We start from the raw sequence: 21,162 nt of genomic DNA on the forward strand, positions 1-21,162 counted from the left end.
AATATTTAAACTTTTTTATAATTCAACATCATTGCCCTGGCAACATGTCTTTAATTGAACGTGTGCTGGGGCATTTTTTAGGAGGAAATGTTATGCAACAGTGGTGGATGATTCGGGCAGGAGATTTTAATGAGTTAATTCCTGTTTGGAAAGAAGAGGGGATCGCATCGATAGGATGGCCTCAATTAGGTAATCCAAAGCATTATCGAACCAAAGAAGATATGTTAAAAAAAGCAAATGAAGTATATCAAGAACACAAACCAAGTACTAGAAGAAGTTGGGTTAGTCAAGTTTGGAGATTTAGTACTGAGATTAAAAAAGGCGATCGAGTTATTACTTATTCTAAGGAATTAAGAGAATACCTAGTAGGTACTGTCACAGAAACGCATTTTTTTGATAATTCTATTGGTAATCCAAATTATCCAAACCATATTCGAGTTGAGTGGGAAGAAATCACTGTAAGTCGCGATTTGCTCTCCCAAGCAGCGAAAAATAGTTTAGGGTCTGTATTAACTGTGTTCCGTGTCGATCAATGGGGGGACGAAATAGAACAATTTATTGAACATCCATTTTGGGAGCCAGATATAGATGAGGCTGATGAAGATGAAGTAAAGGAAGATTTAGTTGGAAAAGCTCTTGTCATGATCGAAGATAAGGTAGACATATTAGACCCTTGGGAATTGCAAGATTTAGTAGGTGGTTTATTAGAAGCAATGAACTACAACGTTCGTATAAGTCCAAAAGGGCCAGACGGTGGAGTGGATATCCTTGCCTTTAAAGATGCATTTGGATTTGAAAAGCCGATTGTTAAAGTCCAAGTGAAACATCGAAAAAGTGCAGCTTCTGCACCAGAAGTACAACAATTACTTGGTGCTAACCCTATCGATGCGAATTGTTTATTCGTATCAACAGGTGGGTTTACTTCTCAAGCTGAAGCGGTAGCCAAACACAATTCAGTCCGCCTGGTTGATCTTGAAGAATTAGTAAGACTAATTGTTGAATGGTACGAAAAAATACCTTCAGATAAAAGAGCATTGTTACCATTGCAAAAAGTGTATGTTCCGGAATAATTAACATAAGAAAATGAGGTTCGGTATCATAATAGAATCCCTTCTATCATATCATCTACTAAATTATGAAAGAAGGGATGATTATAAAAATGAGCCTAAAGCATTACCTAGTGCAATTAGAAAAAGAAAGCGAGAGATTCCACAATAGTTTATTTAAACCAGCAAACAGATCCTTATCACTGGAAACGGTAGAAAATATAATCTCCATTGCTCATGACTTGCAAGATAGTGTAATGAAAGTCCATCATGAGAGTGCTCGATTTGATAAAGAACGTATTGGGAATTTATGTGAAGATATAATCGATCTTACTTCGTATAATAGTAATGTGTATGAGCTTGCAAAATTTGATTTCGATAGAGAGAGTACAGAAATCGATGACGATTTTATACATATGGAAGATACAGATTCTCTGTTGGAATATAATCGCCAGAAAGCGCTTGAAAAGCATGAAGGTTTAATTGATAGGGCAAAAGAAGATGTCTATAAATTGGAAGGCAAAATGAAACAAATAATCTCTTTACTTAAAGGCGTAAAATCACATCAGTAAATGATTAATGTTTAGTAGATAATTTTTGGCTCATATGTTCTTGCCAAATAGTTTGTCCATTCATTAGAACTGCCCTTTATCAATACAATGAGTTAACCGAATGAAAATTGGTCACCAAACTGGTCACATACTTAAAATAATTGACGATTACACCAGGATATTTATTGAATATCAAAACGCCCACAACCCCTGATACAAGTAGGGTTGCGGACATTTCGAGAAATTAACGGAAATTCTATATTGGTTTTGACAGGGAGCAGTTCAGCCTTGGTTTGTACTACTCATTTTTAGTATGTTTCAATTCATTAAAATAAAAGTTGGTATATCACAAAACCAATAAATAGTACTAAAATTAATATTCCTATACCTTTCCATCCTATACCTTCTCCTAAATTTCCCAAACTCCCATTTTCAGTTCGATTAAACCCATCATTTAGTGTACCTGTTGGATTTTTTTTAATTTCTTCAAATCTCATTCTTTCTCTTCTCTCTTTGGGAGATTCCCCATGTTTCATCAAAAAATCAACCTCCTTTATCTATCTAAATTATCCAAATTTAAAGCTTAATAAATTATAAATTACTCAACTTTCGCACACAGATATTGTCAGACATCCCTTGATGTAATTGGGTAAAGACGCAATCCATTCTTGTACTTTACTTTTAAATAATTCCATGTTCAAACAAACATTAGCTTCTGCTAATGTTTGGAAGATCGCTAATAATTGATTCAATGCACTCTCTAGATTCATATCTTTTACATCTTCACATAATAGAAAAAAGAGATTTCCAATCGTTTTAGGATCGTTGTTTTGTCTACGCTCCCACTCTAAGAGTATAAAGCGAGTAAACACAATCGTTGTATGACTAATCAACAGATCATACGAACGACCTTGAAATTCTTTTGCTAGGTTAAGCAATGATTTGGTACACTTGAAAAATGTTTCGATGTCCCAGCGCATCCCGTAAATACGCACAATTTCTTCATCTGAAAGTGTGGTATCTGTACTCAAAATGGCTAACCATTCACTCTTTTTATTGCGGTTACGCACGAATACAATCTTGACTTGTCGTCCTTTTGCAAGATGAACATGGATCGAACCGAGTAGGTCTTTCTTTTCCATGGTACGCTTTGCTTTTTTAAAGAGTTCATCCAGAGTATGGGCTTCACCATCTATGAAATAACGTTGTTTTAGCTGCTTGACCATACCAATGACAAATAAACCTTTATCCGTGATTTTTTCAATCAAAGGCTCATGCGTAAACCAAGTATCCATTAACACATAATCAGCTGTAATTCCTGCATTTAAGGCATGATCCAATAAAGCAGAGACAACGCTTGGCTTATCTTGTTGTGCTTCAAGACGACGCTTGTAGCCGGAAGTGCGTTTATCAATGGATTCATCGACCCCGTTAAGTTGATTTTCCTTTTTCGCTGAACTCAATAAAGCAAAGTCTACAGGTAGAAAAGAATATCCATCAGACCAACCAAGAGTAAGCAACTGAAACCCCTTATAGAATCGTTTCTCTGTATGATCAAATACTCGTGAAAGAAGTTCAACAGACTTGCTTCGGTTGCGTGAAAAGAGTGAATCATCAACAATAAACACCTTCACTCTGTTGTTTGATGTAAGCTTTTTTATACGTCCAGTAAGATCTTGACATAAGGAAAGTAAAAAAGTTCGCCAAGCATAAGTAGATGAATTTAGAAAACGGTAGATTGTATCTTTTTTAGGTAAGTCCACGGCTTTCTTACTTTGAAGTGCTTGAAACCAATTTTTATATTGGAAAACAAGCAAAAAAATAAGACGGAAAATAGATAAGCATGAATAACCAAATCCCTTAGTAATTCTCGCTTTTCTCAAATGTTTGCCTATATTTAATTCAGAAAATCTTCGTTCAAGTTCTTTTGGTAGTTGTGCAAAAGTATCTTTTTTCGTTATCATAATGATGACACCTTCTTTGGTATTTGGTTTGATCACCATAATTTTACCAAAAGATAGGTGTCTTTTTCTTTTAAAAAAATAAAATCAATAAAAAACAAGAGAAATAATGAAAGACGATATAAAACAGTCATATCAAGAGTTGCAATAAGATATTACTCTGCGAAAGTTGAGTAAATTATTTTATAATAGATTGAGATTTATTTCGAATATTATTCCAATTTAAATAAATATTGATAGCTTTTCTAATTATAGGAAGAATCGGTTTGGTTTTAATCTTATGCACACTTTTTGTTGTTTTTTACAATGCAGGGTTAAAAGTTGGTGGAGCTGCAACAAGATATGATGTTGAACCTACCTATAACGATTCTACTGGAATGTATTCTATTCCTTATGTAAATCGAGGTGGTACTTATTATGCAATTAATGTTACAAAAAAAGCTACATCTGGAAAAATAACAGCACGTTATTGGGTTGGACATAATAGCTCAAAAAAGGATATGGTTGGAACTCAATTAATGTACGATCCTAAAAAAATGACTCTAGGTGGATTTGAAGAACCTTGTTCAACTTGTCACGGTACACCTATGGAGAACTATTACATCAACTTCAGATGGATTAAGATGGATTATGGCAGAAGCAACTGTTCCGGCTTCAGATTTCGGTTTAACAGGATATCAATTTACTTTAAGTAGCAATACTTATTTTAATTTTACAGATATGGATGGTGTAACTCGACATAGTATGGCTGGACCTTCCGTAGATTTTACGCTTGGATGAGCAAGTCCTATTACTAGAGTAAAAGGCAATTCCATGTATGTTTCTAAATAATTAACTTAATATATTCTGAAAGTGGGAGGTTCAAAATGAAAAAAATAATATTTTTAGGTTTATTTTCTGTTATTTTAGGTTTTACAGTTGGTATGACAAAAGAAACCTTATTTAATAAAACAGTTTCTGCAGATTCACCTTTATCATTTAAAGTAGAGGAATTTAGAAATGGAAAACCTTTCAATAACAACGTAGAACTTTCACCAGAAATAGGAACACCTGTGATAAAAGAAGGGGATATAGAATTAATTACTGTAGATTCACCAAAAGCTGAAAAAGTTAAAGTTCATTTAAAAAATGGAGTAACTGGTGAAGAAATTGAAACAGTAACAATGAAGGAGTTTTTAAAGAATCAAGATAAATATAACAAAAAGATGGACGATGCTGTTAAACAGTCTCAACTAAACAAATAACAAATTTTATAGTTCTAAAGATGCTGTGTACAGAAACTTATTATATGAACAAGATTTTATTGAGAAATATTGGTGGTTATGCTCTTCTAAAAAAGAGCTAGCTAAAACATGATATTTTGTTTGGAATGCCCCGTATACAGTAAAGAAAGTCGAGTAGATTAATTTTCATTCACGAAATTTCATCATTGTTTGAACCTTGGAAAAAATGAAATGGTTGACGTTAGTTGCGTATGGACTTACATCATTGATAAACTCTTCTACCTTGGAAAAGCTTTCAAATTGCAGTTTAAGCATAAAGCATGCTTTTCCTGATATACGGTAACAAAACTCCACATTTGGCAGACCTTCTATAAAATTTTTAAAGGATTTATAATCTCCGTTTTTAACGGTTGCTTCTACTATACATTGGATAGAAGAGATCTGGATAAGAAGAGAATTTAAAGTAAGAGGCGAATCATTTGGGTTCGTCTTTTTTTACTATTTCAATGATGTAATTATTAGTGATTCATATTTCAGTATAAAATAATGGGTTTGTGACAAATTAAGTCCAATGGAGGTGACTACATTGTCAAAGAAGAAAAGAAATCAATTAGATCGGGAAGAGTATGGATATGGATATGATTTAAGTCCCGATGATTTAGATGTGATAGGTCAAAATGAAAAAGCAAAAAAAGAAAATCAAAATGAAAATAAAAATAAACGTAAACCCTCTAGTAAGCAAAATCCTTCTATCTTAAATGAGTAATCAATATTACCAAAAATTCGCAAGCATTCCGAATAAACAGTCTACACTGTTATGGAACTTGCGAATTTTTTCTTATTGATTCGATTATTTTCGATAAATAGTTCTAAAATCCCTTATTTTTTCTTAAAGTATACCAATGAAAAATAAGGGAGAGAGAAAATGGAAATTGATGGTGTTTTTTCAGGTGGTGGAATAAAAGCTTTTGCGTTTGTTGGTGCCTATCAAGTTTTGAGTGAGAAGGGTTTTATCTTTAAAAGAGTCGCAGGAACGAGTGCTGGTTCAATCGTAGCTGCATTTATCGCGGCAGGGTTTACCGTAAAAGAGATTGAAAAGGCATTAGAAGAATTAGATACAAAATCGCTTCTTGATCCACCCAAATTTTCAAAAACTCTTCCTTTTATAAAATGGCTGAATTTATATTTTCGATTAGGATTGTACAAAGGAAAAGCGCTAGAAAGATGGTTGTACAAAAAACTAGCAGAAAAAGATGTGTATACATTTGGGGATTTACCAAAGGATTCATTGAAAGTTGTCACCTCCGATTTAACGAATGGTCGCATAATTGTCATACCTGATGACTTGCATTTATATGGAAAGGACTGGAGAGATTTTTCTGTCGCAAAAGCGTTGAGAATGAGCTGTGGTATTCCTTTTTTCTTTGAGCCGGTCATGTTAAGTAATGGAAAAGGAGATTCCGTATTCGTTGACGGTGGGGTATTAAGCAATTTTCCATTATGGATTTATGATAACGGTAAAAGGAAAAGGCCATTATTAGGATTAAAACTCAGCAGACCAGAAGGAGAAATTCCACCACAGATAATTGATAATGGGTTAAATTTATTTGAAGCATTATTTAAGGCGATGATGAATGCCCACGATAATCGATATATCTCAAGAAGACACGAAAAAAATATTATCTTCATTCCTGTTGAACAATATAGTGCTACACAATTTGATTTAGATGATGATGCAAAAGAGCAATTAATTCAATTGGGAAGGGCAAGAACTGAAGAATTTCTAAAAAATTGGCGACCCGTTATTTAACAATCACATATTTTTAGGAATTTATGAAATACTAAAATTAAAAAGGTCAAATGGAGTGGTTGCAATGCCAAAAACAGATAAAGAAATTGCTGAAAAAATATTAAATAATCAGTTAATTGGAACAATGGCTACCATTGAAGGAGATAAACCTCACACTCGCTATATGACGTTTTATAACGATAATTTCACTTTGTATACGGTTACGAGCAAAAATACCCATAAAGTTGAAGAACTTTCGAAAAATCCATACACACATATTTTAATTGGTTATGATGGGAAAGGATTTGGCGATGCCTATTTAGAAATAGAAGGAAAAGCGGAAGTTTCATCCGATGAAGGAATGAAAGAAAAAGTGTGGAACAAAGTATTAAGATTTTGGTTCGATGGTCCAGATGATCCGAATATGGTAGTTTTAAAAATCGTTCCTTCTCAAATTCGCATCATGAATTCGAAAGGAAAAGATCCGAAAATTATTCAATTTTAATTGATAGAACGATTGCTGATAGTCCTATCAATTTGAAAAAATAATATTTACTAAGTTAACAACATAAAAATGTTTGACGGCTTAGGCTTCATAATGTAGGAAGCTTGAGTCGTTTTCTATTTTATAGAAAAAGTTGATCAACGTTTATTTATTGATGTTTTTTAATTTTTATTAAACTAATCATCGAAGAATGTTTAATTTGAAAAATCCAAGTAATATCTTTATGTTAAAAAAGGAAACCTAAAAATAAAAAGAACCGTTACAAATCAAGAAGGGAATCTCCTTTTTTCTCAAACTTTAAAATGATATACTAAAGAGCATGTATGGGTTTTTTTGAAAGGGGGGGACATATGCGAAATGTAAAGAAAACAAACAATAAAGGAAACTCTCGTACCAGTCTTTCATTTCGAATGAACGTCCTGTTTATTTCGATTTTTGTTTTGTTCTCCATGCTCATTTTTCGCTTAGGTTATTTACAAATCGTAAAAGGAGAAGAATATGTTCGGGCAATAGAAAGAACGGAAGAAGTAGCGGTCAATACGAGTGTTCCCCGTGGAAGAATTTATGATCGATATGGAAGAATTCTCGTAGATAACGATCCGCAAAACGCCATTACATATACAAAGTTTCAATCAACGTCTCAAGAAGAAATGTTAGAAGTCGCTGAAAAATTGGCTATGCTAATTGAACAACCAACGAAACGAGTAACGCTTCGTGATAAGCAAGACTTTTGGATTTTAAAAAATACAGAAAAAGCCTATGCGAAAGTTTCGAAAGCAGAAGAGAAAAAAATAAAGGAAAAACATGAAGATGAGAAAAAGGCTCAAGCAGAAATCGACCAATTAGTGAGAGATCGAATTACCGAAGAAGAATTGGCGGAGCTAACGCCTTTTGATTTGGAAGTGTTAGCAATTTATCGTGAAATGTCTTCTGGATATTATTTGTCTCCACAAATTATTAAAAGTGAAAATGTATCCGATGAAGAGTTTGCACGTGTTTCTGAACGATTATATGAATTGCCAGGTGTCAATACGACGACCGATTGGAAAAGGGTGAAGTTAAGTTCCTTATCGGTATTAGGTAGAACAACAGTCCCTAGTAAGGGGATTCCAAAGTCTGAATTAAATTATTATTTAGCCCGTGGTTATTCTCGAAATGATCGGGTTGGAGAAAGTTATTTTGAATCGCAATATGAAGAATTACTTCAAGGCCATAAATCTGTTGTGAAAAATATTACGAACAAAAAAGGCGAAGTCATCGATATGATTACGACCTTTGAAGGGAAACCTGGGAATGATTTGGTAACGACGATCGATATTGAATTGCAAGCAGCTGCTGAAAAAATTGTTGAAGAGAAATTGCTGCAATTAAAATCGATGGGTGGTTCGTCCTTATTGGATCGTGCCTTTTTTGTGATGATGAATCCGAATACTGGTGAAATACTGGCGATGGTTGGAAAGAAAATAGAAAAGGATCCAGAAACGGGAAAACCATATGTGATTGATTATTCTTACGGAACATTTACGACAGCTTATGAAGCCGGTTCAACGGTGAAAGCGGCTACTATATTAATGGGATATAAAGAAGGCGTTATAAAGCCTGGTACAGTTTTAATTGACCAACCAATTAAGCTTGCAGGTACAAAATCGAAAAGTTCCATCTTCAACAGAGGTGGCCGCATTGCAATGAATGATTTAACAGCGTTAGAGCGTTCTTCAAACTCCTATATGTTCCAAATTGCTATGAAAATTGGTGGAGTAAACTATCGCTATAATATGGGGCTACAATTAAAAGAAGATGTTTTGAAAAAAATGAGAAATGGTTATGCTGAATTTGGTTTAGGTGTCAATACAGGAATTGATTTACCGAATGAATTTGCAGGATTCCAAGGAAAAATGGATACTCCTGGTAAAATTCTAGACTTAGCAATCGGACAATTCGATACGTATACACCGATGCAATTGGTGCAATATATTTCAACGGTAGCAAACGGTGGATATCGAGTGCAGCCAAGACTATTAAAAGAAATTCGTGAACCATCTAAAGATGGAAAAACTTTAGGGCCGTTAATTGAAGAAGTCCAACCGAAAATTTTGAATAGAATCTCAAATACTGAAGAAGAAATTAATCATGTAAAACAAGGGCTTCGCAGAGTATATATTGGCAGCCAAGGTACTGCCCGCGCTCAATTTGCAAATGCACCGTTTACAGCAGCAGGGAAAACAGGTACTGCGGAAGTAGTTTACTATGGCCCGATTCGAGAAAAATTTGGCACATTAACTGAAACAGTATCTCATGTTGGCTTCGCTCCGTTTGAAAACCCTGAGGTTGCTTATGCTGTGGTGATTCCTTGGGTGACAACAAACTTTAGCCAATATATTTCACATAACAATCAAATTGCCCGAGAAGTATTGGATGTATACTTCGAATTGAAAAAGAAATATGCAAGTAGTAAAATCACTGACGAAACTGTGAAGAAAGAAATTTTACCTCCAACTACGAATGAAAAAATTGATGAGGATACAGAAGAACAAGTTGTAAATGAATAATAAATTTCAAACAACAATTCAAAAAGCAACATTTTCTCCCAAGAGAAGATGTTGCTTTAAATTATGTTAATTACTATTTCAATCTAAGTAAATGTTGAACATTCGCTTATTGAGCGGTATAACCTCCATCTAACACAACTGCTTGCCCTGTAATTCCTTTAGCGGCATCGCTAGCTAAGAAAAGCGCTAAGGAAGCAATCTCATCTACCGAAATTAGCCGCTTTTGAGGAACTAAAGGGTAAAGGACTTCTTCTAACACATTTTCAACTGCTATATTGCGAGTTTTCGCCAAATCTTCAAATTGTCCTCGAACTAAAGCTGTATCTACATAGCCTGGACATATCGCGTTCACAGTTATTTGATGCGGTGCTGTTTCTAATGCGGCTACTTTTGTTAGACCAATTACACCGTGTTTTGCAGAATTGTATGCTGACTTTCCAGCAAATCCAATTAAACCATTGATCGAAGCGATATTGATGATTCTGCCGAATTGATTCTTTTTCATATGTGGAATCGCATATTTCATCGTAATAAATGGAGCAGTCAACATAATTTTAATCATTAATTCAAATTTTTCAGTAGGGAAATCTTCAATGAACGCTACATGTTGTATGCCTGCATTGTTTATTAAAATGTCAATCGAACCGTATTTTTCAACAGTGAAATCAATTGCCTGTTTAATTTGTTCTTCGCTCGTTACATCACAGACAACACTTGAAACATTATCAGGTAATTCCTTTAATGCTTGGTCTAATTTTTCTTGATGAATATCCGAAATGACGACATTTGCACCCGCTTCAGCAAAGTTTTTTGCGATTTCAAATCCAATTCCCTGTGCACTTCCTGTAACAAAAAGTGTTTTTCCTTTCATGTTTGGACCTCCAACATTATTTTTATAAACCTAAAGAGAATAGAATGATTGCTAGAATAGTTCCGAGTAACGGAATAATTACTGTTAAAGCGCCCATTGCTGGATAAGCATCTTTATGCGATTCTTGTGCAATGGCAGTGATGGTTGTAACAACGTAACCACTATGTGGCAATGTATCTAAAGATCCTGAAGCAATGGCGATAACCCGATGCAACTGCTCCGGATTAACCCCCATATCTAAGTAATGTGGTGCAATTAATGGTAAAGCGATAGATTGACCGCCAGAAGATGAACCCGTTAGGCCTGCTAATACAGCAACAGCAATAGCACCACCAATAAGTGGACTGCCAGGGATGTTCGTCATATAATCAACTGTCGTTAAAAAGGCTTCTGTTTGTTTCACAACTCCGCCGTAACCAACCACAGCTGCTGTATTCGCAATGGCAATCACGGCTCCCAGTGCACCTTCTGCAATTGCTTTATCACGATTTTGCATATACTTGAAACTGATGAGATAAGTCATAATAATTCCACCAAGTAAAGCAATGATCAATGCAGACGTACCCAAACGTTCATGGAAAATAAACGAAAACCCGAGCACAACGATTAATGGCAAAACACTAAGCAAAGGACTAGGAAGTGGTCGATTTTCTGCTTTATCTAGGTTATCAGTTTCTTTTGCAACGAATTTTTCGCCTTTCGTAACTGCACGATTGACCATCCATTTTAGCCAAAAATACCCTGCGACTGCCATGAAAATGGCCACGATTAAGCTAACTTGCCATCCAGCGTATGGAGTCGTTCCTAAGTGTTGGATTGGAATCCAGTTTTGAATCTCCGGTGAACCAGCAGAAGTCATCGTAAAAGTTACAGACCCTAATGCCAAAGCAGCAGGAATGAACCTTCTTGGTAGATTAGCTTCTTTAAATAGGGCTAATGCCATTGGGAATACCGAGAAGGCAACAATGAATAAACTAACTCCCCCATAAGTAAGTACTGCACATGCGACAACAACTGCTAAAATGGCATGTTTAGCACCGATTTTTTCGATAATCCATTTTGAAACGCTATCTGCAGCACCGCTATCTTCCATCACTTTTCCGAATATTGCTCCCGCTAAGAACATGAGCCACCAAGAACTAATGAATCCCGTAAATCCGCCCATATAACTTGTGATAAAATCTGGATCTCCTTCAGCAGCTAATTGTGGGAAAATTGTAATACCACTTAATATTGCTGCTATAAATGCTGCGAAAGGGGCTGCAATCAGCAAGTTTACGCCTCTCATCGTCAAATAAATCATTAATGCTAAACTACCTAGAAGCCCAATAAATCCTAATACCATAAAAAACCTCCTTTTTGTAAAATTCTAGAATTCTCAAGAAATTTCTTACATATTTTCAGAAATTCCTCATTAATACGTATGTAAAAGGGTAGAAATTATTCTCTAAAAATAGATGCATTATATTAAATAAGTCAAAAGTAACAGAAAATAATTTTCATAGATTTATATATATAAAATTAATCATATGATTGCGAAGCAGAGCTCAAATTTAATGAATGATTGCACAGCATAATATGCTTGATAAAGATTCTATTTTAAAAATTAAATTGCTATTGAAGAAGAATTTGGTAGAAGTTATACATGTATCAACCTATATAGCAACAATTATAAATGCCCACTAAGAAAATGAGTTTTACATGAAATCCGTTGTCTCCATCAGAAAAACTAGGGAATCATATTTTGGGAAAATTGTACGAGATGCTCAGAAATACTGGAAATTTATATTCTAGCTGACTGAGGCTCAGAATAATGGCAGAAGGAAGGGTAGGGTTAGAACTAAAATGAACTTTCATAAAATTTAATATGTATTTTGTTATTTCATTAACATAAAAACCGAACGATATTGAAAATAAAAATAGAGTTTCAAAAAATCGTTCGGTTTTTCTATTCCTTTTGTCTGGTGATTGCTGAGTATTAAGTATAAACTTTAATCTATTGTAATGGATTCTAAAGTGGAAGTGACAATATATTTTTCGCCTTGATCTGTATTCATTATATATTCAGATTTAATCTCTCCAAATCCTTCCGCGAAATATTTACGGTTTACATAGTTATCGCCGTTTTCTTCAATTACAATTACTTCTTCAAATGTTTTATATGGGATTTCAATACTTATACCTGTGTCGACAATTTTCCAATTGCCGAACGTTGTACCGACTTGAATTGGCATTGCAAAATAAGTCTCAATTGGCTGCATTGATTTGATTTCTTCTAATCCAGGGAAAGTTGCATCGTGATCAACCAGTTCTTTGTAAATGATTTCAATTTTATCATCGCCGATTTTATAAATATTCATCATGGTTACGCCGCCGTTATCGACAATCGTGCCTACATATTTTTTGTCCAACCAAGTTGTTTTTTCAGTATACGTTGCAAATTCATTCCCGTCTCCTATGAACTTCGCAATGGATTTATCAGGTTTAAAAAATCGACTTAAGTCTTCATGATTATTTTCTGAAGCATTTTGATTGGTTGGGGAAACATCGTTTTGATTAGTTGTGTTTTCTTGGGGTTGGCAGCCAATCAGCAGGAACAAAAAGCAGAGAGAAAGATAAAATGCCTTCATTGTTATCGACTCCTTTCATTGGTTAGTATTTATCATTATATAGTTTTATATAAATTCAAACACTAAATCAATGATAATAATATTATGTAAACTAAAATAGGTTTATTTATTGAATGACTATTATTTATAGAAATTTGACTATTATTTCTTGAAGAATGACTATAAAATCGATTATTTTGACTAATAAAACAAATTTTCGAAGTGAAAAATTAGCGATTGGCTAATATTGATGAAAATTTGACTATTATAACTGGAAGAATGACTATTAATTCGATTATTTTGACTAATAAAACAAATTTTTGAAACGGAAAATTAGTGGTTGGCTATTATCGATGCAAGTTTGACTAATATTTTTTAAAGAATGACTATTATATTCATCATTTTGACTATTAAATCGTTTGGTTTAAGTCAAGTCCCGATAATTGTGTAAAAACTCTTACACACTGTTTCCAAATCCGATTAAAGTAGCGTAAGTGGAATCAAACCAAATATAGCAGTTTTTGATTCCATTCCCCTCCCACATTTTTTAGCCGCAACTTCCATGGGGTTTTCTATCCATATTCGTAAAGGGCTGTCAAAGGCTCTTTTCACTTTGACAGCTCTTTGCGAATATGGAATCATCCCATAATGGAAGATGCGCGTGAAAAATAGTGAATGATTATCTACCTGATAGATTTTTTCGTCGATCATAGATTTCTTGGTAATCCATTAAGACAGCGCCAATCAAACGAAAAGCTGATTGCGTATTAGGGAAAATTCGGATCACTCTTTCTCTTCTACGAACCTCTTGATTCAACCGTTCAAGGGTATTCGTACTGCGAATATGAGGACGAATTTTTTCAGGAAAATTCATATATTGAATTGTATCTTCGAAACCTTCATCTAGAATTTTCAATGCTTTTTCAAATCGTGCTTGGTCACTAAACTTTTCAAACAATTCATCTTTAAATTGACGCATATCTTCAATCGTGACAGCTTCGAAAATTCGTTTCAACATTGTTCGGAATTCAGCAGTATCTTTTTTAGGTAACTTGTCAATGATATTACGTTTAAAATGAACATTGCATCTTTGCCAAGAAGTCCCGACAAATTCACGCTGGATGGCCTTTCGTAACCCTTCATGCGCATCTGAAATCACAAGTTTAGGGGATTGTAATCCTCTTGATTTTAGATGCTGGAAGAAACGACTCCAACTCTCCGCACTTTCAACGTGGTCAATATGACCACCAAGGATTTCACGTTTATTTTGATCGGTAATCGCTGTCGCGATATAAGCCGCTTTAGACACTACACTATGACCTTCGCGAACTTTAATATACATAGCATCGACAAAGATGTAAGGATAGTATGTAGTATTTAGAGGGCGATTGGCCCATTCATTGACAATTGGATCTAATTGTTTTGTCAAAGATGATACGAATGATTTGGAGACATTTTCTCCACAAAGCTGTTCAACGATTTTCGTTACTTTTCGAGTAGACACCCCATTCACGACCATCTCAAGCATAGAAAGAACGAAAGCTTGATCACAACGTGCATATTTTTCAAACACGGTAGTTGAAAACTCTCCATTGCGAGTTCTTGGAACCTTTAATTGAATCTTTCCAATACTCATCATTAAATCACGTTCATAATAGCCATTCCGGTAATCACGACGTTCGGGAGAACGTTCATAAGCAGCAGCTTGAAGATAGTCATCTCGTTCTTTTTCCATAAATTCATTCAGAATTAAAACAATCGCTGATTTGATAACAGAATCAAGATTCGAATTGATAATTGATTCTTTTAAAAGGCCCATATTTAGGTTAAACTTTAATAGAGTCATTTTTTCATCCTCTTTCTATTTGTTTTTATTGGGTCTGAAAACAGTGTAGCAAAAGAGGAGGAAAATGGCTCTTTTCTTTTTTACACAATTATATGGACTCTATCTTGGTTTATCGTTCGAGCAAGCAACTTACTAAGAATGTTGGTTATTATCCTATACTATAAAGAGTTGTTGTTCACCTAATCTTAATGTATACACAAAAAAAGGCTGTCGGAATAAAAACCGAACAGCCTTGCACTAAAATTACAATAATCCTTGCGCTTCTTTCCACTCAAGGAATTCGTCATATGTGCATTGTTTATCAAGAATAGTCCCGTCGTCTTGAATTTCAATGACGCGGTTTGCTATTGTTTGAATAAATTGATGGTCATGGGATGTGAAAATCATAGCACCTTTAAAGGCAATTAAACCGTTGTTCAGAGCTTGAATGGATTCTAAGTCTAAGTGGTTTGTTGGTTCATCTAGTAGTAACACATTTGCACCAGAAAGCATCATTTTTGCTAGCATACAGCGAACTTTTTCGCCTCCGGATAACACGGAAGGTGATTTTTTCACTTCTTCTCCTGAGAAGAGCATACGGCCAAGGAAACCGCGTAAAAATGTTTCAGTTTGATCTTCTGGAGAGAATTGGCGCAACCAATCGACTAATGTTTTTTCAGTGCCTTCAAAGTATTTTGAGTTATCCATAGGGAAGTAAGCTCTTGAAGTAGTAACACCCCATTTAAAAGTACCACTATCAGCTTGTCGTTCTTCCATTAATATATCTAGCAATGCGGATTTTGCTAAAGGATTTCCTAGCAACACAATTTTATCGTCACGATTCATTATGAAACGAATATCTTTAAATAGCACTTGGCCATCTTGCGTTGCAGTTAAGCCATCTACAGAAAGACAGTCATTACCAATTTCTCGATTCATTTGGAAATTGATATAAGGATATTTACGACTGGATGGTTTAATATCCTCCAATTGTATTTTTTCGAGCATTTTTTTACGGCTAGTCGCTTGTTTTGATTTAGAAGCGTTTGCTGAGAAACGGGCAATGAATTCTTGCAACTCTTTAATTTTTTCTTCTTTTTTCTTATTTTGTTCTTGTGCCATTTTTAAAGCTAGTTGGGAAGATTCATACCAGAAATCATAGTTCCCCACATAAATTTGAATTCGTCCAAAGTCTAAATCAGCAATGTGTGTACATACTTTGTTTAAGAAGTGACGATCGTGCGAAACAACGATTACAGTATTTTCAAAGTTGATTAAAAACTCTTCCAACCAACGAATAGCTTTTAAATCTAAGTGGTTTGTTGGCTCGTCTAATAGCAGCACATCTGGTTTTCCAAACAGTGCTTGAGCAAGCAATACTTTAACTTTTTCTGAACCTTCTAAATCAGCCATTTTCATATAATGTTTATCTTCGCTAATGCCTAAACCGTGTAAGAGAGTGGCTGCTTCTGATTCAGCTTCCCAACCATTTAATTCTGCAAATTCTGCTTCTAGTTCGGCAGCACGCATGCCATCTTCATCTGAAAAATCTTCTTTCATATAAATGGCGTCTTTTTCTTTCATTACGTCATACAGGCGCTTATGTCCCATAATCACTGTTTCTAATACCGTATATTCGTCATATTCGAAATGGTTTTGTTTTAATACTGCTAAACGTTGGTCTTTCCCTATGATTACTTGACCTTCTTGTGGTTCGATTTCTCCTGATAATATTTTAAGGAACGTAGATTTTCCCGCTCCATTTGCTCCGATGAGACCATAACAGTTCCCAGGCGTAAATTTAATATTTACATCTTCAAAAAGTTTGCGATCACCATAACGAAGACCTACATTACTTACTTGAATCATGTAAGTTCCTCCTTTAATACTACTTCGATGTGCAAAAAAGTTAAATTTTAACTTCTTTTTCTCTTTTACACATAATGGCACCATTATATCAAGAAGTGAAGTGAAAAGCTATAGAAGGTTTGGCATTCAAGGATGAATTAGTTTGAAAGAATAGAATTAAAACAACGTAATGAATGGGGACTGGTTAACAAAATATAAGCAGAATTGGAATCATGAGTAATCCAATTCTGCATTTTTATGTAGGAAGGGGAATGCAAAAGGGGATTATAATGTATAGGCAATGACATTTAAGAAAAGAAGGGAATTTGTCATATTAAATTAATCGAGTTTCTTTCTTCTAAACCAAAGCGTTGCAATCCATTTTTCACCTATATTAACTGGAGCGCCGCCATGTAATGTTAATTCATTTAATGTTTGATTGTTGTAAAAGTATTCAAAATATACAGCCATTCCTTTTCTAGGATACACTTTTAATCCAAGTTTTGGGAAATAGGTTTCTCCGCCATCTTCCACATCACTTAAATATAAAACAACTGTACAAATTCGATTATTGCTTGCTGCTTTACTTGTTGCTGCGAAATAATCAAAATGCTCTTTATACTCTTGTCCAGGTTTGTAATTTAAAATATGCAAACCTTCCGCATGTTCAACAGGGATACCTACAATAGAAGAAATTCTTTTTTCAACTGTTGATACAAGGTCATCTTGAACATCCGACAAAAATGCTCCACTACTAGTTCGGATATCGCTAACAATTTTTTCTACACCAATTTTGGAACGTTGAAGACGATTTCTTGATAATTCAATTAATCTGTCACATTCTTCATCATCTAATACAGAACCCAGTACAACGACTAAAGGTTCCTCAAATTTTACCAATACATCAATTTCTCTGTCTTCTGTTTTGATTTTGTTTCCAGTGAAGTTAAAAATTGTTGGTTCATTTGAACGAGTATTTGTAACATATGTAGTCAATGCTCATTCCCTCCGATTAACTGGAATATAATGGAATAAAAAGGTATAAAAAGGAATATTTTATTTGAATAATTAAATTTTACTATAATTTTTTCGTTTTATCATTACTGTTTTTTTGAGAATGGATTATTTTATAATGATTTCTTCCTATTAAAATTTATTACTATTAATATCATTGACTACTAAAGTATGAAGTCGGATATAGACACCAAGCACACTAATGGAGAAGGAAAGAGTTATACTCTCAGATTTTGATAATAATATTATGTAAACTAATTTTTAGGATAAGTGGTCAGAAATATATTTTTAGTGAAAGGCAGTAAATTATAAAATTAAAAACAGTCAAAAATAGAGCGGCAAAAGTAACACACTTTTAACCGCTCAACATTTATTTATTCCAGTATTTTTTAATGAATTCATCTCTTCCGGATTTCTTCCGGTCTTCAAGGTAATGTTCGGGATTTTTCTTGTAATAATCTTGATGATATTCTTCTGCTTCATAAAATATCATGGCAGGTCGAATCTCAGTTACGATTGGCTTTTTGAATCTGCCGCTTGCTTCCAGTTCTTTTTTCGATTTTTCCGCTAAGATTCTTTGCTCTTCTGAATGATAAAATATAGCTGTTTTGTAAGATTCTCCGCGATCATGAAACTGTCCTCCATCATCCGTTGGATCGATTTGCATCCAATAAACTTCAAGTAGTTTTTCATATGGGAAAATATTCGTATTAAATTCGATTTGAACGACTTCTAAATGGCCAGTTTTCCCGGACTTTACATCTTCATATGTAGGATTTTCAACATGTCCTCCCATATAACCTGACGTTACTTTTTCAATACCTTCCCATTCAACAAATGGTTTTACCATACACCAAAAACATCCACCAGCAAATGTTGCTTTTTCCATTTTTTTCACTTCCTATTGCTTAAAATTCTTAACAATGTTACAAGATAACTTTATAGTATCAAATTTACAACTTTTATATACAAAAAAAGCTTTTCGTAAAATAGCATAGTATAATAATTGATATCGAACTTATCGTTTTGATTATCGTTATATTTTTATAAAGTTATATGTCTAAGGGGAATGAATATGGAAGAAAATCAAGTTCGTAGTAGAAGTGAAAAACGTTATAAGAAAAAACGTTTACGTAAAGGTAGAGTAATACTATTTTCAATTTTCATTGTGCTGATTGCAATCATTGCATATTCTATTCACCAATATCGTACGGGGTTAGAACTGGCTGGCGAAGAGAATAAAGAAGAAATAGAATTTACACCCGATGAACCTAAAGAAAAAATCGAGAATTATTTAATAATTGGTGTGGATAGTAGGGGAGAGGAAAAATCCCGATCCGATACGATGATGGTTCTTTCTTGGAATAAAGAAACCAACGATTTAAAGTTAGTTTCTTTCATGCGAGATATTTATGCAGATATACCAGGATATGATCGTTGGAAATTAAATACCGCTTATTATTTAGGTGGGGTACAACTGTTGAAGGATACATTGAATCATATGTTTGAAATCCCGATTCATCATTATATGGTGATTGATTTCAAAAGCTTTGAAGCGATGATTGATATTTTAGCACCAAATGGTATTGAAATAGAAGTTGAAAAAGACATGTCCGCTTATATTGGTGTAACCTTAACAAAAGGTTTGCAACGTTTAAACGGTAAAGAATTATTAGGATATGCGAGATTTCGACACGATGCTGAAGGCGATTTTGGAAGGGTAGAGCGTCAACAAAAAGTCATTGAAGCATTAAAAGACGAATTGTTAAAGCCGCAAAATGTTAAAAATTTACCAAAACTTATCGGTGCGGCACAAGGCTATATCATCACGGATATGTCTTCAGTAGAGGAACTAAAAACTGCTTTATCAATTGCAAAAGGTGGATCACCTTCCATCGAAAAGATGACAATTCCTGTAGAAGGGACATATCGATTTAACTCCTATCAACATGCAGGATCGGTCATTGAAATCGACTTGGAGGCCAATAAGAAAAAATTGCATGAATTTTTAAAAATAGGGGAGTAGAGAAGTTTTTTTCAGAAATTATTCATGATAAAATAATTTTGTCGAAATTTGATGAGGTGATTTTTTGGAAAAAGACAAAGAATTAGAGCAAGAAGTAAAACAAAATAAATATTCCATGTTTCAGACAACAAAATACATTCGATTTCTTGGAGGTAAAAATTTACTTTTCTCGCTAATCGTTCTTTTATTATTAGGCTGCGTAATTTTCGTTTTTAATAAAGTTTCGTTTATCTTTTATCCGATTCAAGTATTGTTTGAAGTAGTAATACTCCCAGGAGTTCTTGCTGTCATTTTATATTATTTATTTAGACCGTTATTGTATTTGTTGGAACGGTGGATCCCGAGAATTTGGTCAATTTTTTTAATATTCATTATTGCGATTAGCGCCATTACATTATTGGTATTACTTGTCTTTCCATTTTTGCGGGATCAATTTACGAATTTAGTACATGAGTTTCCTGTTTATTTCATGGCAGTTGTAGAAGGGACTGTTACGTTTTTAAATAATTCTGGTGTGAATGAACTATTCTCAAAATACAATATTGATTATGACCGAGTATTACTGGATGTAACGAACAATTTAATTACGACGGTAAGGGAAACTTTTGCGAATTTAGCAACTACTGTAGCGAGTGGCATCACAGGATTTGTTTCAACGGTAACGGGAATCGTTTTATCTTTAGTAACAGTACCGTTTATTTTATTCTATCTATTATATGAAGGAGAAAAATTCCCAAAATTCATTTTAAGTATTTTTCCTCCTCGCATGCGAAATGATGCATCCAAAGTGATGAAAGCAATGGATCATCAAATCAGTCATTACATACAAGGTCAAATTTTAGTTTCTTTCTGCATCGGCGTCATGATGACAATCGGATTTTTAATCATTGGGTTAGATTATGCGTTTTTACTTGGATTTTTAGCGATGATTACAAGTGTTGTGCCTTATTTAGGGCCAGCCATCGCCATCACACCTGCCATCATCATTGCAATCGTAAATTCACCATTGATGGTGTTGAAATTAATTATAGTATGGACGATAGTACAATTAATTGAAGGAAAGCTTATTACACCGAATATCATGGGTTCTTCATTAAAGATTCATCCAATTACGATTATTTTCGTATTATTAACAGCGGGTTCATTATTTGGTGTGGCTGGGGTCGTATTAGGAATTCCAGGATATGCCTTGCTGAAAGTGTTAGTGACATACATGTTCCAATTGTTTAAAAGGCGCTATAATCGATTTGAAGAAGATGAAACGAATAAATATCATGTAGAATAAATCGGCTATTTATTAGCCGGTTTTTTATTTTTTAGAAGAAATATCTTCGCATGACTAAAG

Annotated in this window: 19 protein-coding genes and 1 pseudogene; 10 read left to right on the forward strand and 10 right to left on the reverse strand. The window is 34.2% G+C overall.

The annotated features are described in order from the left end of the window. Window positions 1–92 precede the first annotated feature (92 nt). Together NSQ18_RS14155 and NSQ18_RS14160 are read left to right on the forward strand one after the other, a co-directional pair. Entirely contained in the window at window positions 93–1,070 is a 978-nt protein-coding gene (locus NSQ18_RS14155) for a restriction endonuclease (protein ID WP_339288440.1), read from the forward strand. A 65-nt stretch (window positions 1,071–1,135) separates the two neighbouring features. Continuing rightward, window positions 1,136–1,618: a hypothetical protein gene (locus tag NSQ18_RS14160; protein WP_339288442.1), complete on the forward strand. Its 483-nt coding sequence runs from the start codon at window positions 1,136–1,138 to the stop codon at window positions 1,616–1,618. A gap of 305 nt (window positions 1,619–1,923) precedes the next feature. Here the strand turns inward: NSQ18_RS14160 and NSQ18_RS14165 are convergent, their stop codons facing one another. Both NSQ18_RS14165 and NSQ18_RS14170 read right to left on the reverse strand, forming a co-directional pair. Beyond that, the gene (locus tag NSQ18_RS14165; RefSeq protein WP_339289697.1) at window positions 1,924–2,133 is read right to left on the reverse strand and encodes a DUF6366 family protein; all 210 of its coding nucleotides are present in this window, start codon (window positions 2,131–2,133) and stop codon (window positions 1,924–1,926) included. A gap of 66 nt (window positions 2,134–2,199) precedes the next feature. Next, complete coding sequence (locus NSQ18_RS14170) at window positions 2,200–3,561, reverse strand: transposase (protein WP_096550531.1); 1,362 nt, start codon at window positions 3,559–3,561, stop codon at window positions 2,200–2,202. Between the two features lie 543 nt (window positions 3,562–4,104). Between NSQ18_RS14170 and NSQ18_RS14175 the strand changes: the two genes are divergently transcribed. Together NSQ18_RS14175 and NSQ18_RS14180 are read left to right on the forward strand one after the other, a co-directional pair. Then, window positions 4,105–4,338: a hypothetical protein gene (locus tag NSQ18_RS14175; RefSeq protein ID WP_339288444.1), complete on the forward strand. Its 234-nt coding sequence runs from the start codon at window positions 4,105–4,107 to the stop codon at window positions 4,336–4,338. A gap of 86 nt (window positions 4,339–4,424) precedes the next feature. After that, window positions 4,425–4,802, forward strand: a complete 378-nt coding sequence (locus tag NSQ18_RS14180; protein ID WP_168412565.1) for a hypothetical protein — start codon at window positions 4,425–4,427, stop codon at window positions 4,800–4,802. Between the two features lie 165 nt (window positions 4,803–4,967). Here NSQ18_RS14180 and NSQ18_RS14185 read toward each other — a convergent pair. Beyond that, window positions 4,968–5,213: pseudogene (locus NSQ18_RS14185) on the reverse strand (Lrp/AsnC ligand binding domain-containing protein); the annotation flags it as partial. 139 nt (window positions 5,214–5,352) lie between these two features. On the opposite strand from NSQ18_RS14185, the gene NSQ18_RS14190 reads away from it, so the two are divergent. From NSQ18_RS14190 to NSQ18_RS14205, 4 genes are all read left to right on the forward strand, one after another. Further along, the gene (locus NSQ18_RS14190; RefSeq protein ID WP_339288447.1) at window positions 5,353–5,547 is read left to right on the forward strand and encodes a hypothetical protein; all 195 of its coding nucleotides are present in this window, start codon (window positions 5,353–5,355) and stop codon (window positions 5,545–5,547) included. A 159-nt stretch (window positions 5,548–5,706) separates the two neighbouring features. Further along, window positions 5,707–6,591 carry a patatin-like phospholipase family protein gene (locus NSQ18_RS14195; protein ID WP_016838969.1) on the forward strand — a complete coding sequence of 295 codons (885 nt, stop codon included), beginning with the start codon at window positions 5,707–5,709 and terminating at the stop codon, window positions 6,589–6,591. 64 nt (window positions 6,592–6,655) lie between these two features. Further along, the gene (locus NSQ18_RS14200; protein WP_016838968.1) at window positions 6,656–7,075 is read left to right on the forward strand and encodes a pyridoxamine 5'-phosphate oxidase family protein; all 420 of its coding nucleotides are present in this window, start codon (window positions 6,656–6,658) and stop codon (window positions 7,073–7,075) included. A gap of 350 nt (window positions 7,076–7,425) precedes the next feature. Next, window positions 7,426–9,624 (forward strand): penicillin-binding transpeptidase domain-containing protein, encoded by a 2,199-nt coding sequence (locus tag NSQ18_RS14205; protein ID WP_339288450.1) that lies wholly within the window; start codon window positions 7,426–7,428, stop codon window positions 9,622–9,624. Between the two features lie 106 nt (window positions 9,625–9,730). Here NSQ18_RS14205 and NSQ18_RS14210 read toward each other — a convergent pair whose 3' ends face one another. The 7 genes from NSQ18_RS14210 to msrA form a co-directional block, all read right to left on the reverse strand. After that, entirely contained in the window at window positions 9,731–10,495 is a 765-nt protein-coding gene (locus tag NSQ18_RS14210; RefSeq protein WP_016838966.1) for a 3-hydroxybutyrate dehydrogenase, read from the reverse strand. 22 nt (window positions 10,496–10,517) lie between these two features. Next, window positions 10,518–11,840 (reverse strand): SLC13 family permease, encoded by a 1,323-nt coding sequence (locus NSQ18_RS14215; protein WP_016838965.1) that lies wholly within the window; start codon window positions 11,838–11,840, stop codon window positions 10,518–10,520. 646 nt (window positions 11,841–12,486) lie between these two features. Next, entirely contained in the window at window positions 12,487–13,125 is a 639-nt protein-coding gene (locus NSQ18_RS14220; RefSeq protein ID WP_339288453.1) for a hypothetical protein, read from the reverse strand. Window positions 13,126–13,783: 658 nt separating this feature from the next. Continuing rightward, window positions 13,784–14,950 carry an IS256 family transposase gene (locus NSQ18_RS14225; RefSeq protein ID WP_339288455.1) on the reverse strand — a complete coding sequence of 389 codons (1,167 nt, stop codon included), beginning with the start codon at window positions 14,948–14,950 and terminating at the stop codon, window positions 13,784–13,786. A 243-nt stretch (window positions 14,951–15,193) separates the two neighbouring features. Next, on the reverse strand, window positions 15,194–16,798 hold the full coding sequence (locus NSQ18_RS14230) for an ABC-F family ATP-binding cassette domain-containing protein (RefSeq protein WP_016838120.1): 1,605 nt from the start codon (window positions 16,796–16,798) through the stop codon (window positions 15,194–15,196). 318 nt (window positions 16,799–17,116) lie between these two features. Beyond that, window positions 17,117–17,773: a 2OG-Fe(II) oxygenase gene (locus tag NSQ18_RS14235; protein WP_016838119.1), complete on the reverse strand. Its 657-nt coding sequence runs from the start codon at window positions 17,771–17,773 to the stop codon at window positions 17,117–17,119. Between the two features lie 388 nt (window positions 17,774–18,161). Further along, window positions 18,162–18,680 carry a peptide-methionine (S)-S-oxide reductase MsrA gene (gene msrA, locus NSQ18_RS14240; RefSeq protein WP_339288457.1) on the reverse strand — a complete coding sequence of 173 codons (519 nt, stop codon included), beginning with the start codon at window positions 18,678–18,680 and terminating at the stop codon, window positions 18,162–18,164. A 186-nt stretch (window positions 18,681–18,866) separates the two neighbouring features. Here msrA and NSQ18_RS14245 point away from each other — a divergent pair, with 186 nt between their 5' ends. Both NSQ18_RS14245 and NSQ18_RS14250 read left to right on the forward strand, forming a co-directional pair. Further along, entirely contained in the window at window positions 18,867–19,817 is a 951-nt protein-coding gene (locus NSQ18_RS14245; protein WP_016838117.1) for an LCP family protein, read from the forward strand. A gap of 115 nt (window positions 19,818–19,932) precedes the next feature. Beyond that, on the forward strand, window positions 19,933–21,102 hold the full coding sequence (locus NSQ18_RS14250) for an AI-2E family transporter (RefSeq protein ID WP_040764551.1): 1,170 nt from the start codon (window positions 19,933–19,935) through the stop codon (window positions 21,100–21,102). Window positions 21,103–21,162: the final 60 nt, after the last annotated feature.

Source organism: Ureibacillus sp. FSL K6-0786, assembly GCF_037965165.1.
Lineage (GTDB): Bacteria > Bacillota > Bacilli > Bacillales_A > Planococcaceae > Ureibacillus > Ureibacillus thermosphaericus.